9 protein-coding genes, 8 tRNA genes and 1 rRNA gene are annotated in these 17,419 nt (G+C 48.7%); 17 read left to right on the top strand and 1 reads right to left on the bottom strand.

Annotation, left to right across the window (positions count from 1 at the left end):
• Positions 1–131 precede the first annotated feature (131 nt).
• The 13 genes from rrf to rpoC all read left to right on the top strand — a co-directional run bounded on the left by rrf (position 132) and on the right by rpoC (position 11,832).
• Positions 132–248 (top strand): 5S ribosomal RNA (gene rrf, locus BVJ53_RS10355).
• 8 nt (positions 249–256) lie between these two features.
• Positions 257–329, top strand: a tRNA-Val gene (locus tag BVJ53_RS10350).
• A gap of 2 nt (positions 330–331) precedes the next feature.
• Positions 332–404: transfer RNA gene (locus tag BVJ53_RS10345), tRNA-Lys, on the top strand.
• Between the two features lie 15 nt (positions 405–419).
• A tRNA-Leu gene (locus tag BVJ53_RS10340) sits at positions 420–502 on the top strand.
• 70 nt (positions 503–572) lie between these two features.
• A tRNA-Gly gene (locus tag BVJ53_RS10335) sits at positions 573–644 on the top strand.
• Between the two features lie 11 nt (positions 645–655).
• A tRNA-Leu gene (locus tag BVJ53_RS10330) sits at positions 656–741 on the top strand.
• 10 nt (positions 742–751) lie between these two features.
• Positions 752–825 (top strand) — tRNA-Arg (locus tag BVJ53_RS10325).
• A gap of 52 nt (positions 826–877) precedes the next feature.
• Positions 878–949, top strand: a tRNA-Gly gene (locus tag BVJ53_RS10320).
• A 4-nt stretch (positions 950–953) separates the two neighbouring features.
• Positions 954–1,027, top strand: a tRNA-Pro gene (locus BVJ53_RS10315).
• A 125-nt stretch (positions 1,028–1,152) separates the two neighbouring features.
• Positions 1,153–1,620, top strand: a complete 468-nt coding sequence (locus tag BVJ53_RS10310; RefSeq protein ID WP_129302322.1) for a CtsR family transcriptional regulator — start codon at positions 1,153–1,155, stop codon at positions 1,618–1,620.
• A gap of 38 nt (positions 1,621–1,658) precedes the next feature.
• The gene (locus BVJ53_RS10305) at positions 1,659–4,166 is read left to right on the top strand and encodes an ATP-dependent Clp protease ATP-binding subunit (protein WP_129302321.1); all 2,508 of its coding nucleotides are present in this window, start codon (positions 1,659–1,661) and stop codon (positions 4,164–4,166) included.
• A gap of 373 nt (positions 4,167–4,539) precedes the next feature.
• A complete protein-coding gene (gene rpoB / locus BVJ53_RS10300) occupies positions 4,540–8,142 on the top strand; it encodes a DNA-directed RNA polymerase subunit beta (RefSeq protein WP_129302320.1) in 3,603 nt (1,200 codons plus the stop codon).
• Between the two features lie 12 nt (positions 8,143–8,154).
• Complete coding sequence (rpoC, locus tag BVJ53_RS10295) at positions 8,155–11,832, top strand: DNA-directed RNA polymerase subunit beta' (RefSeq protein WP_129302319.1); 3,678 nt, start codon at positions 8,155–8,157, stop codon at positions 11,830–11,832.
• A 296-nt stretch (positions 11,833–12,128) separates the two neighbouring features.
• Here the strand turns inward: rpoC and BVJ53_RS10290 are convergent, their stop codons facing one another.
• Positions 12,129–12,626, bottom strand: coding sequence for a peptidase (locus BVJ53_RS10290; protein WP_129302318.1), 498 nt, complete (start codon positions 12,624–12,626; stop codon positions 12,129–12,131).
• Between the two features lie 396 nt (positions 12,627–13,022).
• Between BVJ53_RS10290 and rpsL the strand changes: the two genes are divergently transcribed.
• The 4 genes from rpsL (at position 13,023) to BVJ53_RS10270 (ending at position 17,277) form a co-directional block, all read left to right on the top strand.
• A complete protein-coding gene (gene rpsL / locus BVJ53_RS10285; protein WP_010492654.1) occupies positions 13,023–13,439 on the top strand; it encodes a 30S ribosomal protein S12 in 417 nt (138 codons plus the stop codon).
• A 131-nt stretch (positions 13,440–13,570) separates the two neighbouring features.
• Positions 13,571–14,041: a 30S ribosomal protein S7 gene (gene rpsG / locus BVJ53_RS10280; protein ID WP_003567577.1), complete on the top strand. Its 471-nt coding sequence runs from the start codon at positions 13,571–13,573 to the stop codon at positions 14,039–14,041.
• Positions 14,042–14,130: 89 nt separating this feature from the next.
• Entirely contained in the window at positions 14,131–16,233 is a 2,103-nt protein-coding gene (fusA, locus tag BVJ53_RS10275) for an elongation factor G (RefSeq protein ID WP_129302317.1), read from the top strand.
• A gap of 195 nt (positions 16,234–16,428) precedes the next feature.
• On the top strand, positions 16,429–17,277 hold the full coding sequence (locus BVJ53_RS10270) for a Fic family protein (RefSeq protein ID WP_129302316.1): 849 nt from the start codon (positions 16,429–16,431) through the stop codon (positions 17,275–17,277).
• Positions 17,278–17,419 lie beyond the last annotated feature (142 nt).

Genomic DNA, 17,419 nt, shown 5'->3' with positions numbered 1-17,419 from the left:
CTTTGCCATTGCGACCAAGGTCCTTACACGCAGCTTCTGCGCCGGTAAACGCGTTTCGATGAAATACGCCGTACCTCGACACAACAACACAACAATGATAGCCAGTTTTGAGAGCGCAAAGTTCTCATAAGTGTGGTGGCGATAGCAAGAAGGATACACCTGTTCCCATGCCGAACACAGAAGTTAAGCTTCTTCACGCCGAGAGTAGTTGGTGGGAAACTACCTGCGAGGGTAGGAAGCTGCCACGCTTACATATGGAGGATTAGCTCAGTTGGGAGAGCGTCTGCCTTACAAGCAGAGGGTCACAGGTTCGAGCCCTGTATCCTCCATTGAGCCGTTAGCTCAGTTGGTAGAGCAACTGACTTTTAATCAGTGGGTCGACAGTTCGAGCCTGTCACGGCTCATTTAACCCACCTTTTGCGGGTGTGGCGGAACTGGCAGACGCGCTAGATTTAGGTTCTAGTGGTTTTTGACCGTGGGGGTTCGAGTCCCTTCACCCGCATCGTATTTTGAACGGATTGCTCGGGTCGTTGTAAGACCGCTCCTCGGTTATAATTGAATAGGTTTGATATGCGGAAGTAGTTCAGTGGTAGAACATCACCTTGCCATGGTGGGGGTCGCGGGTTCGAATCCCGTCTTCCGCTTTTCACTTTATGCCGGGGTGGCGGAATTGGCAGACGCACAGGACTTAAAATCCTGCGGTCAGTGATGACCGTACCGGTTCGATCCCGGTCCTCGGCATTTTGTTGAAGCACCCATAGCGCAATTGGATAGAGTGTCTGACTACGAATCAGAAGGTTGTAGGTTCGACTCCTACTGGGTGCATTGTCGATCGCCTATGAAGCTGGGCGCCGATCAGTTAAATAATATTCGGTATGCGGAAGTAGTTCAGTGGTAGAACATCACCTTGCCATGGTGGGGGTCGCGGGTTCGAATCCCGTCTTCCGCTTTACCGGGAAGTAGCTCAGCTTGGTAGAGCACTACGTTCGGGACGTAGGGGTCGCAAGTTCGAATCTTGTCTTCCCGATTCTTGGATCACGAAAAATCGTGGTCCTTTTTTCGCTTTCAAATGCAGAAATTTGTATAAACGGACCAATGCCAGTATAATGTGTAATAGTCAAGATTGGTCAAAGTCAAAAAGGATTGAACGACATGCAGCGTGAGAATATTTCGGACATTATTGAGGCTTATCTGAAAACGATACTGGCACAGGAGGCCGCCGTTGAAATACGGCGAGCCGAAATTGCGCGTCGTTTTAATTGCGTTCCCTCGCAAATCAATTATGTCATTAAAACGCGGTTTACACCGGCTCGTGGCTATATTGTTGAAAGCAAACGTGGCGGTGGAGGCTACATTCGCATCGTGAAGGTCAAATTGACAGATGATCAGGATCTTGTTCAAATCATGCGGCAGCACATTCCCAAACGTTTGCGGTTACGCGATGCGCGTGATTTGATTCAGGAATTGTTTGATAATAGCCTTATTTCACAGCAATCAGGTAATTTATTGTTGGCGGCTATGAATCATGAGACTTTGGGCATTCTTGATCAGGGGACAGAAGAGCATTTACGGTCGCGCATGTTCCTTGCATTTTTGGATCGTTTGCGGTATGAAAGATAGAACAGTTTATAATTAGTTTTCTAAAAAGGAGCGTGCTTATGGACAACTTATTTACCCCTAGTGCTAAAAATGTTTTGCTTTTAGCCCAGGAACAAGCGAAATATTTCCATCATCATGCTGTAGGCACTGAACATTTGCTTATGGCACTGGTTATGGAAAAAGATGGAATCGCTGGTAAGACGCTGCGTCAGTTAGGGGTCACAGAGAATGATGTCCATGACGAGATCGAGCGCTTCACAGGGTATGGAACTGTTGATGCAGCCGGTCAAGCTAGCGACAGTTATTTACCTTATTCACCAAAGGGTAAGGAAATTCTGGCGTTTGCCGGCGACGAAGCAAAGCGCTTAGGTGCTTTGAAGATCGGCACCGAGCATATTCTGCTGGGGTTGCTTCGTGAAGACGATATTTTAGCCGCGCGGATTCTCCAGAATCTGGGGCTTAGCCTTTCGAAGACGCGACAAATGGTGTTTAAGAAAATGGGCATTGCGGACACTGCTGCCAAACGCCGACCAATGGCGCGTGGTGGTGCCCGCCAAGATAGCCAAGGGACCCCGACACTTGATGGCCTTGCGCGCGATTTAACCCAAATGGCACGGGAAAACCGGATGGATCCGGTGGTCGGTCGTGAAAAGGAAGTTCAGCGTTTAATTCAGATTCTGGCTCGGCGCACGAAGAACAACCCAGTGTTGATTGGTGAGCCAGGTGTCGGGAAAACCGCGATTGCGGAAGGCTTTGCCGAAAAGATTGTCGCTGGCAAAGTCCCGGATGACATGCTTAATAAGCGACTGATGATGCTGGATATGGGCTCACTGGTTGCGGGCACAAAGTATCGTGGTGAATTTGAAGATCGCCTGAAGAAAATCATTGATGAGATTTATAAAGATGGCAACGTCATTTTGTTCATTGATGAATTGCACACGCTGATCGGTGCCGGGGGTGCTGAAGGGGCCATTGACGCTTCCAACATTCTCAAGCCGGCCTTAGCTCGTGGCGAGTTGCAGTTGATCGGTGCAACAACCTTAGACGAATATCAGAAGTACATTGAAAAAGATGCTGCTTTGGAACGGCGGTTTGCGACCATCCAAGTCGATGAACCAACGGAAGAAGAAGCAGAGCAGATTTTGAAAGGGCTGCGTCCACGGTATGAGGCGCATCATGGCGTCACGATTACTGATGAAGCTTTGCATGAAGCAGTTGTTTTGTCCTCACGTTACATTACAACGCGCTTCTTGCCTGACAAGGCCATCGATTTAGTTGACGAAAGTGCTGCCAAGGTACGATTGGATAAAGCTAATGTCGAGACCAAATCCGACAAGCTTCAGGACGAGCTGGCTAAGTTAGTCGCCGATAAAGAAGACGCGATTGATCATCAAGACTTCGAAACAGCGGCTACCATTCGCACCAAGGAAGCGGACGTTAAGGCCAAACTTGCCGATACGCCGGAACCCGTGAACGAAAGCGGCGTTCGAACCGATATCAAAGTGACAGGCGCCGATGTGGCAGAAGTTGTGTCACAATGGACCGGTGTGCCGGTTACCCAGTTGCAAAAGAAGGAATCCGAACGTTTGGTCAACCTGGAGAAGATTCTCCATCAACGGGTTGTTGGTCAGGATGAAGCTGTTTCCGCAGTTGCACGGGCCATCCGCCGGGCACGTTCTGGATTGAAAGATCCTACCCGCCCAATTGGTTCCTTCATGTTCCTTGGGCCAACCGGTGTCGGGAAAACCGAGCTGGCGAAAGCCCTAGCTGAAGCGATGTTTGGATCAGAGGATGCCATGATTCGGGTTGATATGTCCGAATACATGGAGAAATTCAGCACCAGTCGTCTGATTGGCGCGGCACCGGGTTATGTCGGTTACGATGAAGGTGGTCAGTTGACGGAAAAGGTTCGCAACAAGCCGTATTCCGTTGTGCTGCTGGATGAAGTTGAAAAAGCGCATCCGGACGTCTTTAATATCTTGCTTCAAGTCTTGGACGATGGCTACCTGACCGATGCGAAGGGTCGTCGGGTTGATTTTCGTAATACGATTTTGATCATGACCAGTAACATCGGGGCAACCGCCATTCGTGACGATAAAACGGTTGGCTTTGGTGCCAAAGATCCAACCGCAGACTTCAAAGCCATGAAGAGTCGGATGTTAGATGAATTGAAGAAGAGTTTCCGTCCTGAATTCCTGAACCGAATCGATGAGACGGTTGTCTTCCACAGTTTGAACAAGGAAGAGCTGCATGAGATCGTCAAGATCATGACCAAAACCGTGCTCAGTCGCATTAAGGATCAGGGAATCGATGTCAAAATCACGCCAGCAGGAATCGATGCCATCGCCGCCGCCGGATTTGATCCTGAATACGGAGCACGTCCGATTCGTCGGGCTTTGCAAACAGATGTTGAAGATCAACTAAGTGAACTTTTGTTGACAGGCCAAGCCAAAACCGGTGATCTGATTCAAATCGGTGCCAAAAAAGGCAAGCTAACGTTTACTGTCAAGGAAAACAAAGGCAAGCATAAAGAAAACGGCGCTTCGAAGGAACCGGTTAAGGCGTAACTTTGGATGATAAAAAGCCGTAATCAACTGTGGTTACGGCTTTTTTGAACGTATAAGGGATTATAAATTCTTGATGTACAATATGTGAAAGAATTTGTGAGTCTGAGACGGGAAATTTCCCGCTTGACTTTTTTGGCACAACCGCGTATTATTAAATCAATCGCATTTCGGTTTGGACAGGCTGTCAGGACGATCTATTGTCCGTTCTGGCTAATGGAAAAAGCAAAAACAGCAGGCTGGTTGAAGGCTGATCTGTTTTTGGTTTTTTTTTGCTCAAAATGTCTGCGGGATCGTCATTGTCATGTAAATTTAACAAAATTTACATTGTTTTTACAATCGACCAAGCCGGAAAATCTTACAAGGGGTGAATAATTTGGCAGGACACTTAGTGAATTATGGTAAGCACCGGACACGCCGGTCTTATGCCCGGATCAAGGAAGTTTTGGATCTTCCTAATCTGATCGAGATCCAAACGAATTCTTACCAATGGTTCCTCGATGAAGGTCTTAAAGAAATGTTCGACGATATTATGCCGATCGATGACTTTCAAGGGAAACTGTCACTGGAATTTGTCGGCTATCAACTGCTGGAACCAAAATATACTGTCGAGGAAGCACGCCAGCACGATGCGAACTACTCCGCACCTTTGCATGTAACCTTACGTTTAACGAATCATGAAACCGGTGAAATCAAGAGCCAGGATGTTTTCTTTGGCGATTTTCCACTGATGACCAAACAAGGCACTTTCATCATTAACGGGGCGGAACGGGTTATTGTTTCCCAACTGGTTCGTTCACCTGGTGTTTATTTCCATAGTGAAACTGACAAGAACTCACGTGTTACCTATGGCACAACTGTCATCCCTAACCGTGGTGCTTGGCTGGAATATGAAACCGACGCCAAGGATATTGCTTACGTCCGAATCGACCGGACCCGGAAGATTCCGTTGACCGAATTGGTTCGTGCTTTGGGCTTCGGTTCTGATCAAGATATCATCAATATGTTCGGCGATAACGATTCGCTGATGCTCACCCTTGAAAAAGATGTGCATAAGAACACGGATGATTCACGTACCGATGAAGCCTTGAAAGATATTTATGAACGCCTACGTCCAGGCGAGCCGAAAACCGCTGATTCGTCACGGTCACTTTTGTATGCTCGCTTCTTTGACCCGAAGCGTTACGACTTGGCTTCAGTTGGACGTTATAAGGTGAACAAGAAGTTGAGCCTCAAGACCCGGTTGCTGAATCAGGTCTTGGCAGAAACCTTGGCTGACCCGGATACCGGTGAAGTCATTGCCCAAAAAGGGACAAAAGTTGACCGTCAAGTGATGGACAAGTTAGGCGCTTATCTGGATCGTGACGACTTTAAAACTGTGACGTATCAACCATCTGATCAAGGTGTTGTGACAGATCCGATCGTGCTGCAAAGCATTAAGGTTTACTCACAGGTAACACCGGATAAAGAGATCAATTTGATCGGCAACGGTCATATTGGCAAAAAGGTTAAGCACATTGTTCCAGCTGATGTTTTGGCTTCGATGAACTACTTCCTTAACTTGCAAGAAGGGCTTGGCTCAGTTGACGATATCGACCACTTAGGTAATCGCCGGATTCGTTCCGTTGGTGAATTGCTGCAAAACCAGTTCCGGATCGGACTTTCCCGGATGGAACGGGTTGTGCGTGAGCGGATGTCGATTCAGGATACTGCCACCGTTACGCCGCAACAACTGATCAACATTCGGCCGGTTGTTGCCTCGATCAAGGAATTCTTTGGCAGTTCCCAGCTGTCCCAGTTCATGGATCAGACCAACCCACTGGGCGAATTAACCCACAAGCGTCGTCTTTCTGCCCTTGGACCTGGTGGCTTGACGCGTGATCGTGCCGGTTATGAAGTCCGAGATGTTCATTACACTCATTATGGCCGGATGTGTCCGATTGAAACACCTGAAGGCCCGAACATCGGGTTGATTAACAGTCTGGCATCATACGCGGTCGTTAATCCTTATGGCTTCATTGAAACCCCGTATCGCCGTGTTTCTTGGGATACGCATAAGGTTACCGATAAGATTGACTATTTGACCGCCGATGAAGAAGATAACTACATCGTTGCGCAGGCTAACTCGCCATTGAACGATGATGGGTCTTTCGTTGACGATACCGTTTTGGCGCGTCACAAAGATAACAACATCGAAATTTCACCTGACAAAGTTGACTACATGGACGTTTCGCCTAAGCAAGTTGTTGCGGTTGCGACGGCATGCATTCCATTCTTGGAAAACGATGACTCCAACCGTGCCTTGATGGGCGCTAACATGCAGCGTCAGGCGGTGCCGTTGATCAATCCGCACGCCCCACTTGTTGGGACCGGGATGGAATATAAGGCGGCGCATGACTCAGGGACAGCGGTTCTGGCTACGAATGCCGGGACAGTTGAATATGTCGATGCTAAGCAAATCCGGGTTCGCCGTGAAGACGGTGCCTTGGATTCCTACAACTTGATGAAATTCAAGCGTAGTAACGCCGGCAAGAACTACAACCAACGTCCGATTGTCACGATTGGCGATCACGTTGATGTGGATGAAATCATTGCCGATGGGCCAGCCATGCAAAACGGCGAACTGGCATTGGGCCAAAACCCAATCATCGCCTTCATGACTTGGAACATGTACAACTACGAAGATGCGATTGTGCTGTCTGAACGGTTAGTTAAAGACGATGTTTACACGTCCATTCATATTGAAGAATATGAATCCGAAGCACGTGATACCAAACTCGGGCCTGAAGAAGTGACTCGTGAAATTCCAAACGTCGGTGAAGAAGCCCTCAAGGATTTGGACGAGTTCGGTGTTGTTCGTGTCGGTGCCGAAGTTCGTGACGGCGATATTTTAGTCGGCAAGGTGACACCTAAAGGGGTTACCGAGTTGTCTGCTGAAGAGCGGTTGTTACACGCTATTTTCGGTGAAAAGGCTCGTGAAGTCCGCGATACTTCATTACGGGTACCTCATGGCGGCGGCGGGATCATTCAGGATGTCAAGATCTTCACTCGTGAAGCAGGCGATGAGCTGTCTCCTGGTGTCAACATGATGGTTCGTGTCTATATCACCCAGAAGCGGAAGATTCAGGTCGGCGATAAAATGGCCGGTCGTCACGGGAATAAAGGGACAGTTTCTGTCGTGGTTCCTGAAGAAGATATGCCATATCTGCCAGACGGAACACCGGTCGACATCTGCCTATCGCCAATGGGTGTGCCAAGTCGTATGAATATTGGTCAGGTGCTGGAATTGCATCTGGGCATGGCGGCACGTAACTTGGGTATTCACGTGGCAACGCCTGTTTTTGATGGCGCTAACGATAAAGATCTGTGGGCAACCGTCAAGGAAGCTGGCATGGCTTCCGACGGTAAGTCAGTTCTATATGACGGTCGTACCGGCGAACCGTTTGAAAACCGGGTATCTGTAGGGGTTATGTACTACATGAAGCTGTCACACATGGTTGACGATAAGATCCATGCTCGTTCAATTGGACCTTACAGTTTGGTTACCCAACAGCCACTTGGTGGTAAAGCACAATTTGGTGGCCAGCGGTTTGGTGAAATGGAAGTTTGGGCCCTTGAAGCTTATGGTGCGGCTTACACCTTGCAGGAAATTCTGACCTATAAGTCAGATGATGTTGTCGGGCGGGTTAAGACGTATGAAGCCATTGTCAAAGGCGAACCGATTCCAAAGCCAGGTGTACCGGAATCCTTCCGTGTGCTTGTTAAAGAATTACAAGCCTTGGGTCTGGACATGAAGGTGCTTGGTGCGGATAAGAAAGAAATTGAATTGCGGGACATGGATGACGACGAAGACGATGTTGTTTCAGTCGATGCTTTGGCGAAATTCGCAGCCCAGCAAGAAGAAAAGAAGGCACACGAAGCCGCAGCTCAAGCGAGTGATGGTAAGCCTGCCGATAACAGTACCGACGATAAGAAATAGGAGGTTAGCCCTTTGATTGATGTCAATAAGTTTGAAAGTATGCAAATCGGCTTAGCCTCGCCGGACAAGATTCGCAGCTGGTCGTATGGGGAAGTCAAAAAGCCTGAAACGATCAACTATCGAACCTTAAAGCCTGAGCGGGACGGCTTGTTCGATGAACGCATCTTCGGACCGACTAAGGACTGGGAATGTGCCTGTGGTAAGTACAAGCGGATCCGCTATAAGGGGATTGTTTGTGATCGCTGTGGGGTTGAAGTGACACGTTCCAAGGTTCGGCGTGAGCGGATGGGCCATATCGAATTAGCCGCACCGGTTACCCACATCTGGTACTTCAAGGGCATCCCAAGTCGGATGGGTCTGGTACTGGATATGTCGCCACGGTCACTGGAAGAAATCATCTATTTTGCTTCTTACGTTGTGATTGATCCAGGCGATACGCCAATGGAGAAAAAGCAACTTCTGACCGAACGCGAATATCGTGAAAAGCGCGAAGAATACGGCAAAACCTTCAATGCCAAGATGGGTGCTGAAGCCATCAAGGAATTGTTACAGGATGTCGATCTCGACAAAGAAGTGACCGAATTAAAAGATGACCTGAAGTCGGCGCAAGGCCAAAAACGGACACGCGCGATTCGCCGGTTGGACATTCTGGATGCCTTCAAGGAATCCGGTAATGATCCGGCATGGATGGTCATGGACACCATTCCAGTCATCCCGCCGGATTTGCGGCCAATGGTTCAGCTCGAAGGCGGCCGGTTTGCAACATCTGATTTGAACGATCTGTATCGTCGGGTCATCAACCGTAACAACCGTCTGAAGCGACTGCTTGACCTGAATGCACCAAGTATCATTGTTCAAAATGAAAAGCGGATGCTGCAGGAGGCGGTTGACGCTTTGATCGATAATGGTCGGCGTGGTCGTCCGGTTACCGGTCCAGGAAACCGTCCGCTTAAGTCTCTGTCACACATGCTGAAGGGGAAGCAAGGTCGGTTCCGTCAGAACTTGCTTGGTAAGCGAGTTGACTACTCTGGTCGTTCCGTTATCGATGTTGGCCCATGGCTGAAGTTTTACCAGTGTGGCGTACCGCGTGAAATGGCCCTGGAACTCTTCAAGCCATTCGTGATGCGCGAACTGGTTAAGCGGGACATGGCAAGCAACATCAAGAATGCCCGGCGTAAGATCGATCGGCAGGATGATGACGTTTGGGATGTGCTTGAAGATGTTATCAAGGAGCGGCCGGTACTCTTAAACCGTGCGCCTACGCTGCATCGACTTGGCATTCAGGCGTTTGAACCTGTTTTGGTTGATGGGAAATCCATTCGGTTGCACCCATTGGTCTGCGAAGCTTATAACGCGGACTTTGACGGTGACCAAATGGCGATTCACGTGCCGTTGTCTGATGAAGCGATGGCTGAAGCACGGATGCTCATGCTTGCGGCGCACCACATTTTGGCGCCAAAAGACGGCAAACCAATCGTTACCCCTTCGCAGGACGTTGTGTTAGGTAACTATTACCTGACCATGGAGCAAAAGGGTCGCGAAGGCGAAGGCATGATCTTCAAGGACACCAACGAAATCTTGATGGCGCTGCAAAATGGCTATGTTCATTTGCACAGTCGGGTCGGCGTTGCAGCCAACTCCTTCAAAGACAAGCCATTTTCGGATGACCAAAAGAAGAAGATCATGGTAACAAGTGTCGGCAAGGCGATCTTTAACGAGATTATGCCAAAAGACTTCCCGTACCTGAATGAACCGACGCAAGATAACATTGTCAACGGTGTGCCTGATAAGTACTTCATCGACAAGGGTGAAGATATTCACGCTTATCTGGCGGATGCACCTTTGATTGATCCATTCAAGAAAGGCTTCCTGTCTGACATCATTGCGCAAGTCTTCAAGGTTTATAAAGTTCAGCGGACCAGTGATTTACTGGATGACATGAAGACTTTGGGCTATACGCAATCCACTAACTCTGGGTTGACTGTCGGGATTGCCGACATCACCAACTTGAAGGAAAAGCCGGAAATTGTGGCAGCGGCCCATAAGAAGGTTGCAACTGTTTCTAAGCAGTTCCGGCGTGGGTTGATCACCGATGATGAACGCCATGATCGGGTTATCCAGATTTGGAACGATGCCAAAGATGAAATTCAGCAAAAGCTGGTTGATTCTTTTGACCCGAATAACCCAATTTCCATGATGTCTGATTCTGGTGCTCGTGGTAACATCTCAAACTTCACTCAGCTTGCCGGCATGCGTGGTCTGATGGCTGCGCCTAACGGTGGGATGATGGAAGTGCCGGTTATCTCGAACTTCCGTGAGGGTCTGACCGTTATGGAAATGTTCATGTCCACTCACGGTGCTCGTAAAGGGATGACTGATACGGCGCTGAAGACGGCTGACTCGGGTTATCTGACTCGGCGGCTGGTTGATGTGGCGCAGGATGTCATTGTTCGTGAAGAAGATTGTGGCACCGATCGCGGTTTGGTCGTTCGCGCTATCCGTGAGGGTAACGAAATGATTGAGCCGCTGTATGATCGACTTGTCGGTCGATTTACCATGAAAAACGTGCTTGATCCTAAGAGCGGCAAAGTCTTGGTTAAGCGCAATACCTTGATGGATGAAGATATGGCGCAGAAGATCGTGGATGCCGGTGTCGAAGCCGTCACCATCCGTTCGGTCTTCACCTGCAATACTAAACATGGTGTTTGCCAGAAGTGCTATGGCCGTAACATGGCCACCGGCGAACAGGTTGAAGTCGGTGAAGCAGTCGGAACCGTTGCTGCCCAGTCAATCGGTGAACCAGGTACCCAGCTGACCATGCGTAACTTCCATACCGGTGGTGTTGCTGGTGGCGAAGATATTACCCAAGGGCTGCCTCGTGTTCAGGAAATCTTTGAAGCGCGGAACCCTAAAGGTGAAGCTGTGATCACGGAAGTCACCGGTGAAGTAACCGCTATTGATGAAAATCCGGCTGAGCATACGCGTGAAATTACGGTGAAGGGTGAGACTGATACCCGAACCTATAGTGTACCGTATGCATCCAGTGTGGCGGTTGCGGAAGGCGATCATGTTAACCGCGGCGAACGACTGACAGGCGGTTCAATTGATCCTAAGCAGTTGATCAAAGTGCGTGACGTGATGGCAACCGAAAACTACCTGCTTTCTGAAGTCCAGAAAGTTTACCGTATGCAGGGTGTTGATATTGGTGATAAGCACGTTGAAGTCATGGTTCGGCAGATGTTACGCAAGATCCGCGTCATGGATCCGGGCGATACGAACATCTTGCCAGGAACCTTGCTCGACATTGCGGACTTCAAGGAGAAGAACACGCAAGCGATCATCAGTGGCGGCATTCCGGCTACTGGACGTCCGGTTCTGTTAGGTATTACCAAGGCTTCCTTGGAAACTAACAGCTTCCTGTCAGCTGCTTCCTTCCAGGAAACAACGCGAGTTCTGACCGATGCTTCCATTCGTGGTAAGAACGATCCGTTAGTTGGCTTGAAGGAAAATGTTATCATTGGGAAGATCATTCCGGCTGGTACCGGGATGGCAACGTATCGCCACGAAGAACCGAAGAGTGTCGGCACGGTTTCCGATAGTGTCTATTCGATTTCCGACATTGAAAAGCAGATGAAGGAAAAAGATAGTCAGCAAAAAGACGACCAACAGGATGATGCTGACAATAAGTAATCATCCGGTTAGCCGCCAAGCTATTTGAATCATTTAGTTACAAACAAGCACGGTGTAAGAGTCCTTTAAGGGCTTTTACACCGTGTTTTTTTGTAAGCGCGAGCAGGAGCGCTTATACTCCGATTTCTGCGACTGCGAGCGCGTTACAGAACGCGAAAGTTACCTACACAATTGCCTATAATAGAATAATCTCCAGTGAGCCACTCTAGGCCATTGCGACCAAGGTCCTTACACGCAGGCTCCTGCGCCAGTGAACACGTTATGGATGGCCGCGTTTTACGGCACTAAGCTTTTTTTCAAAATAGCCAACCATGCGCTAACTGCACACAGCCATAACCAATCGCTAAATGACTAATGAGCGGGAGGGACGATGGATGTGTCACTAACCAGTGGATGGTAGCACTGATGCATGCCAAGAACGTGATGATGAGTGCAATTTCAAGTTGCAAGACACCACCGAATACGCCAATGAGAATCACATCGGCACTGCCTAACCCGTGTGAGACGATCGCGAGTCCACCAACCAAAGCAGCCAGCAAACACAGGTTAAACCAATCGCAAGGAAACAGGATGAGGAGCAGGGAGCACCAGCCGCTAAACCAACCGGCAGACACTGATCGTTCGCGCCAATCAGACACGCTAAAAATTAACAAACCCACACTCAACAATAATGACAGCCAAGTTTGGGCAACTATCCCTAAAAGTACTGCTAGGCAACAGTGAAAACACCGATTATCAGCTGCTAAGTCTTTTGTTAACTTAGCAACACTCAGCAACATCAACCCTGAAAACATGATCGCCATCTCCCTTCGTAAAGTACATTCCGCCAATTAAAGCAAAGCAACTTTAAAATGCTCTCATGAGACTTATCCGAAGCTGTTGATATGCGCTTACGACACAAAAGGATTGGCTCATTTGCTTTCTGTGAGCGGAATGCTTGCTTTGTGGGTCCATTTTGTTATTATTAAAAGTTGTTAGTTAACTTGATCTAGTTCAGGTTACGCTTGACACTGATGCGTACAGGATAGTACACTATCAAAGGTGCTTTTTTCCAGTTTATTCGGGTTATCCGGACGTGCTGACTGGGTTAAGAGCCGTCGCCGTTCGGTTGGCCATTTTTTTATCAGAAAAAATGAACCGCCTGGATGTGTGGACTTAAAAATGATGCAAAATAAGGAAGGAGAAGCTTAATGCCTACTATTAATCAATTAGTTCGCCAAGGTCGTAAATCCAAAACAACCAAGTCAGACTCTCCTGCGTTGAACTTCGGTTACAACAGCAAGAAGAAGAGCCTTACCAGCAATCCAGCACCGCAAAAACGTGGGGTTGCAACGCGTGTCGGCACGATGACACCAAAGAAACCTAACTCTGCTTTGCGGAAATATGCCCGTGTTCGTCTGTCCAACTTGATCGAAGTGACAGCTTACATTCCGGGGATTGGCCACAACCTGCAGGAACATAGTGTTGTCTTGATCCGTGGCGGCCGTGTGAAGGACTTGCCAGGGGTTCGTTATCACATTGTTCGTGGTGCGCTTGATACTGCCGGTGTTGACGGCCGGATGCAAGGTCGCTCCAAGTACGGTGCAAAGCGTCCTAAGAAGAAGTAAACCATTGATCGCGGTTTAGCCGCAGATGATCATGATAAAATTTTCTAGTGCCGCTTTGTGCGGTTATAAGGAGAGCGTGATCGGGAAGTTTGTGTTTTCCGAGAACGCGTTTAAAGAGGAGGCCAAAATACATGCCACGTAAAGGCAGTGTTGCAAAACGCGATGTATTACCTGATCCAGTTTACAATTCAAAACTGGTGACTCGTCTGATCAACCACTTGATGATTGATGGCAAGCGCGGTAAGGCATCAACCATTTTATATGATGCATTTGATATGATTAAGAAACAAACCGGGAACGAACCATTAGACGTTTTTGAAGAAGCCATGAAGAACGTTATGCCGGTCTTGGAAGTTAAGGCTCGCCGTATCGGTGGTTCTAACTACCAGGTGCCGATTGAAGTTCGTCCGGATCGTCGGACCACACTTGGTCTTCGCTGGATCGTTCAGTATTCCCGTCAACGCGGTGAACATACGATGGACGAGCGGTTGGCTAAGGAAATCATGGACGCCGCTAACAACACCGGCGCCGCAGTGAAGAAGCGTGAAGATACCCACAAGATGGCAGACGCCAACCGGGCATTTGCACATTATCGTTGGTAAGATGATTTGGCTATTATATCCGCGGCTTGGTATATAGTAGCCATTCTTTGTATAAAGCCAGTTGAAACAAGAGAGGAGCAATACGCCACATGGCCAACAAACGTGAATTTCCGTTAGACCGTACCCGTAATATCGGGATCATGGCTCACATCGATGCCGGTAAAACGACCACGACTGAACGGATTTTGTATTATACCGGTAAAATTCATAAAATCGGTGAAACTCATGAAGGAGCTTCACAGATGGACTGGATGCCACAGGAACAAGAACGTGGGATCACCATCACCAGTGCTGCTACTACGGCTTTCTGGAAGGATCACCGGGTCAACATCATCGATACCCCAGGGCACGTTGACTTCACCATTGAAGTTGAACGTTCGCTGCGTGTGTTAGATGGTGCGATCACCGTTTTGGATGCCCAATCCGGTGTTGAGCCGCAGACTGAAAACGTTTGGCGTCAAGCGACAACTTACGGCGTTCCGCGGTTGGTTTTCGTTAACAAAATGGATAAGATCGGTGCGGACTTTAACTATTCCTTGCAGACCTTGCATGATCGTCTACAAGCCAACGCCCACGCCGTTCAATTGCCAATCGGTGCTGAAGATAAGTTCGAAGGGGTCATTGATCTGATCGACATGAAAGCCGATTTGTATGATGAAGACGAACTCGGCACCAAGTGGGATACGGTTGACATTCCTGATGAATATAAGGAAGCAGCCGAAAAGGCCCACAATGAACTGATTGAAGCCGTTGCCGATGTTGATGATGGCATCATGGACAAGTACCTTGAAGGCGAAGAGATTTCCAACGCTGAATTGAAGGCTGCGATTCGTAAAGCGACCATCAACTTGGAATTCTACCCGGTTCTTGCTGGTTCCGCCTTCAAGAATAAAGGTGTTCAGATGTTACTGGATGCCGTTATCGACTACTTGCCATCACCACTGGATGTTCGGCCATATCACGCAACCGATCCTGAATCAGGGGATGCTGTTGAGTTAACCGCTGGCGATGACAAGCCGTTTGCTGCCTTGGCCTTCAAAGTTGCGACTGATCCGTTCGTTGGCCGTCTGACCTACATCCGGGTATACAGTGGCACACTGGAAGCCGGTTCGTATGTCTTGAACGCAACTAAAGACAACCGTGAACGTGTCGGCCGTCTATTGCAGATGCACAGTAATCACCGGGAAGAAATTCCTGAAGTATTCTCTGGTGATATTGCGGCAGCGATCGGCTTGAAGAATACCACAACCGGGGATTCCTTAACCGATGTCGACCACCCGTTGATTCTTGAATCCTTGGATGTGCCGGATCCGGTTATCCAGGTTTCCATCGAACCTGATTCCAAGGAAGACCAAGACAAGCTGGACGTTGGCTTGCAGAAGCTTTCCGAAGAAGATCCGACCTTCAAGGCTGAAACCAACCCTGAAACCGGTGAAACTTTGATTGCCGGCATGGGCGAATTGCATTTGGACATCATGGTTGACCGTTTGAAGCGTGAATTCAAAGTGGCTGCCAAAGTCGGCGAACCGCAAGTTGCTTATCGTGAAACCTTCACGAAAGAAGCATCTGCCCAAGGTAAATTCGTTCGTCAGTCTGGTGGTAAAGGTCAGTATGGTGATGTTTGGATCCAATTCACACCAAATGACGAAGGTAAAGGCTTCGAATTTGAAAATGCCATTGTCGGTGGGGTTGTTCCGCGTGAATATATCCCAGCTGTTGAGCAAGGCTTGAAAGAAGCCATGGCCAATGGTGTGCTCGCCGGTTATCCGTTAATCGACGTCAAAGCCAAGCTTTATGATGGTTCTTACCACGAAGTCGATTCTTCCGAAGCTGCCTTTAAAGTGGCTGCTTCCATGGCGCTGAAGAACGCTTCAAAGAGTGCCGGTGCGGTTATTCTGGAACCAATCATGCACGTTGAAGTCGTTGCACCTGAAGAATACCTTGGCGATGTCATGGGCCAAATCACGGCTCGTCGCGGTCGCGTTGAAGGTATGGAAGCTCGTGGGAATGCTCAATTGGTCAACGCCATGGTGCCACTTGCCGAAATGTTCGGTTATGCAACCACCTTGCGTAGTGCCACCCAAGGCCGTGGCACCTTCACCATGACCTTCGACCACTACGAACCAGTTCCAAAGAGCATCCAAGCAGAAATCATCAAGAAAAATGGCGGCGGTGTCGCAACCAAGGAATGATCCTTGAATGCCCAGCGTCAACATTGAAAAAGGCACGGCAGACAGTCAACTGATCAGGTTGACATGTCTACCGTGTTTTTTTGTTGGTGGCCTGATATGATAAAAGCAAGTTAGCACTAGTCGGATTTTTTCGGTGATCCTGAAAGATTAACGGGGAAGTCCAATTGAAAAAGGTGTTTACGAGGAGGTGTGACGATGCGTATCGAGGAAATCTTGCACGAACTGACCAAGTTGCATGATGAAATGCAGCAATACCGGCCCTTAGATGCGACACAGGCCAAAATGCTGCATCAACAAATTAAAGTCGATCATGTTTGGTCGTCAAACGCGATTGAAGGCAATAGCCTGAGTCAGGCGGAAACCGAGTCGATTTTAGACGCCGGATTGACGATTCATGGGGCGCCGGTGAAGGATATCCTTGAGACACTTGACCTCAGTGAGGCGTATGATTTTGTTGAGAAACTAGCGATTGGTAATGCCCCAATTAGTGAACGGGATATTCGCGATATTAATCGCATTGTGACGCTGCAAACCGTCCGACAGCGAAGTGAGGCCGGTCAATTTCGCACGCTGCTTGTCTGGCCGAGTGGGGCAAAAGATCGGCCGTATCTTGAACCGTTTGACATCAAACCGGCGATGGAAGCTTTGGTCGAATGGATGACGACAGCCGAAAAAGACCTTCATCCGGTGGTGTATGCTGCCCAGTTGCATGCTAAATTTGTGGCGATTCACCCGTTCTTAGATGGTAACGGCAGAACAGCGCGCTTGCTGATGAACATGGCCTTGACGCGACATGGCTATCCGGTGATCAACATCCAACCAGACCCAGCGGCGCGGACAGCTTATATGGAGGCACTGGAGATCAGCCGCAGCAAGCACGACCTAGAACCATTTGAACGCTTGGTCGCGACCTATGTCAAAAAGGCCTTGCAAGATCACATTGCCATCCTGAAATTGCATGAACAAAATGTGGCTGATGCGAAAACAGCAGCTGATCAGAGCCCGTTGCAGGACTTTTTCAAGCGGCTCAAGGAAGATGAATGAGATGGCCGAAATAAACGCTGATAACCCGCAGCAATGGGGATGAAACAGGTCACGATGGCACAGTTGTTGTGGTCGACCGCAAAAATCATCTCCCGCTCCGTCCGGCGGTATAGTATACTCGATGTTATATAATAACCTTGCA

It is taken from the genome of Lacticaseibacillus chiayiensis (assembly GCF_004123795.1).
GTDB lineage: Bacteria > Bacillota > Bacilli > Lactobacillales > Lactobacillaceae > Lacticaseibacillus > Lacticaseibacillus chiayiensis.
The sequence above is the reverse complement of the archived record's forward strand: the minus strand, read 5'-3'. Positions and strand labels throughout refer to the sequence as shown.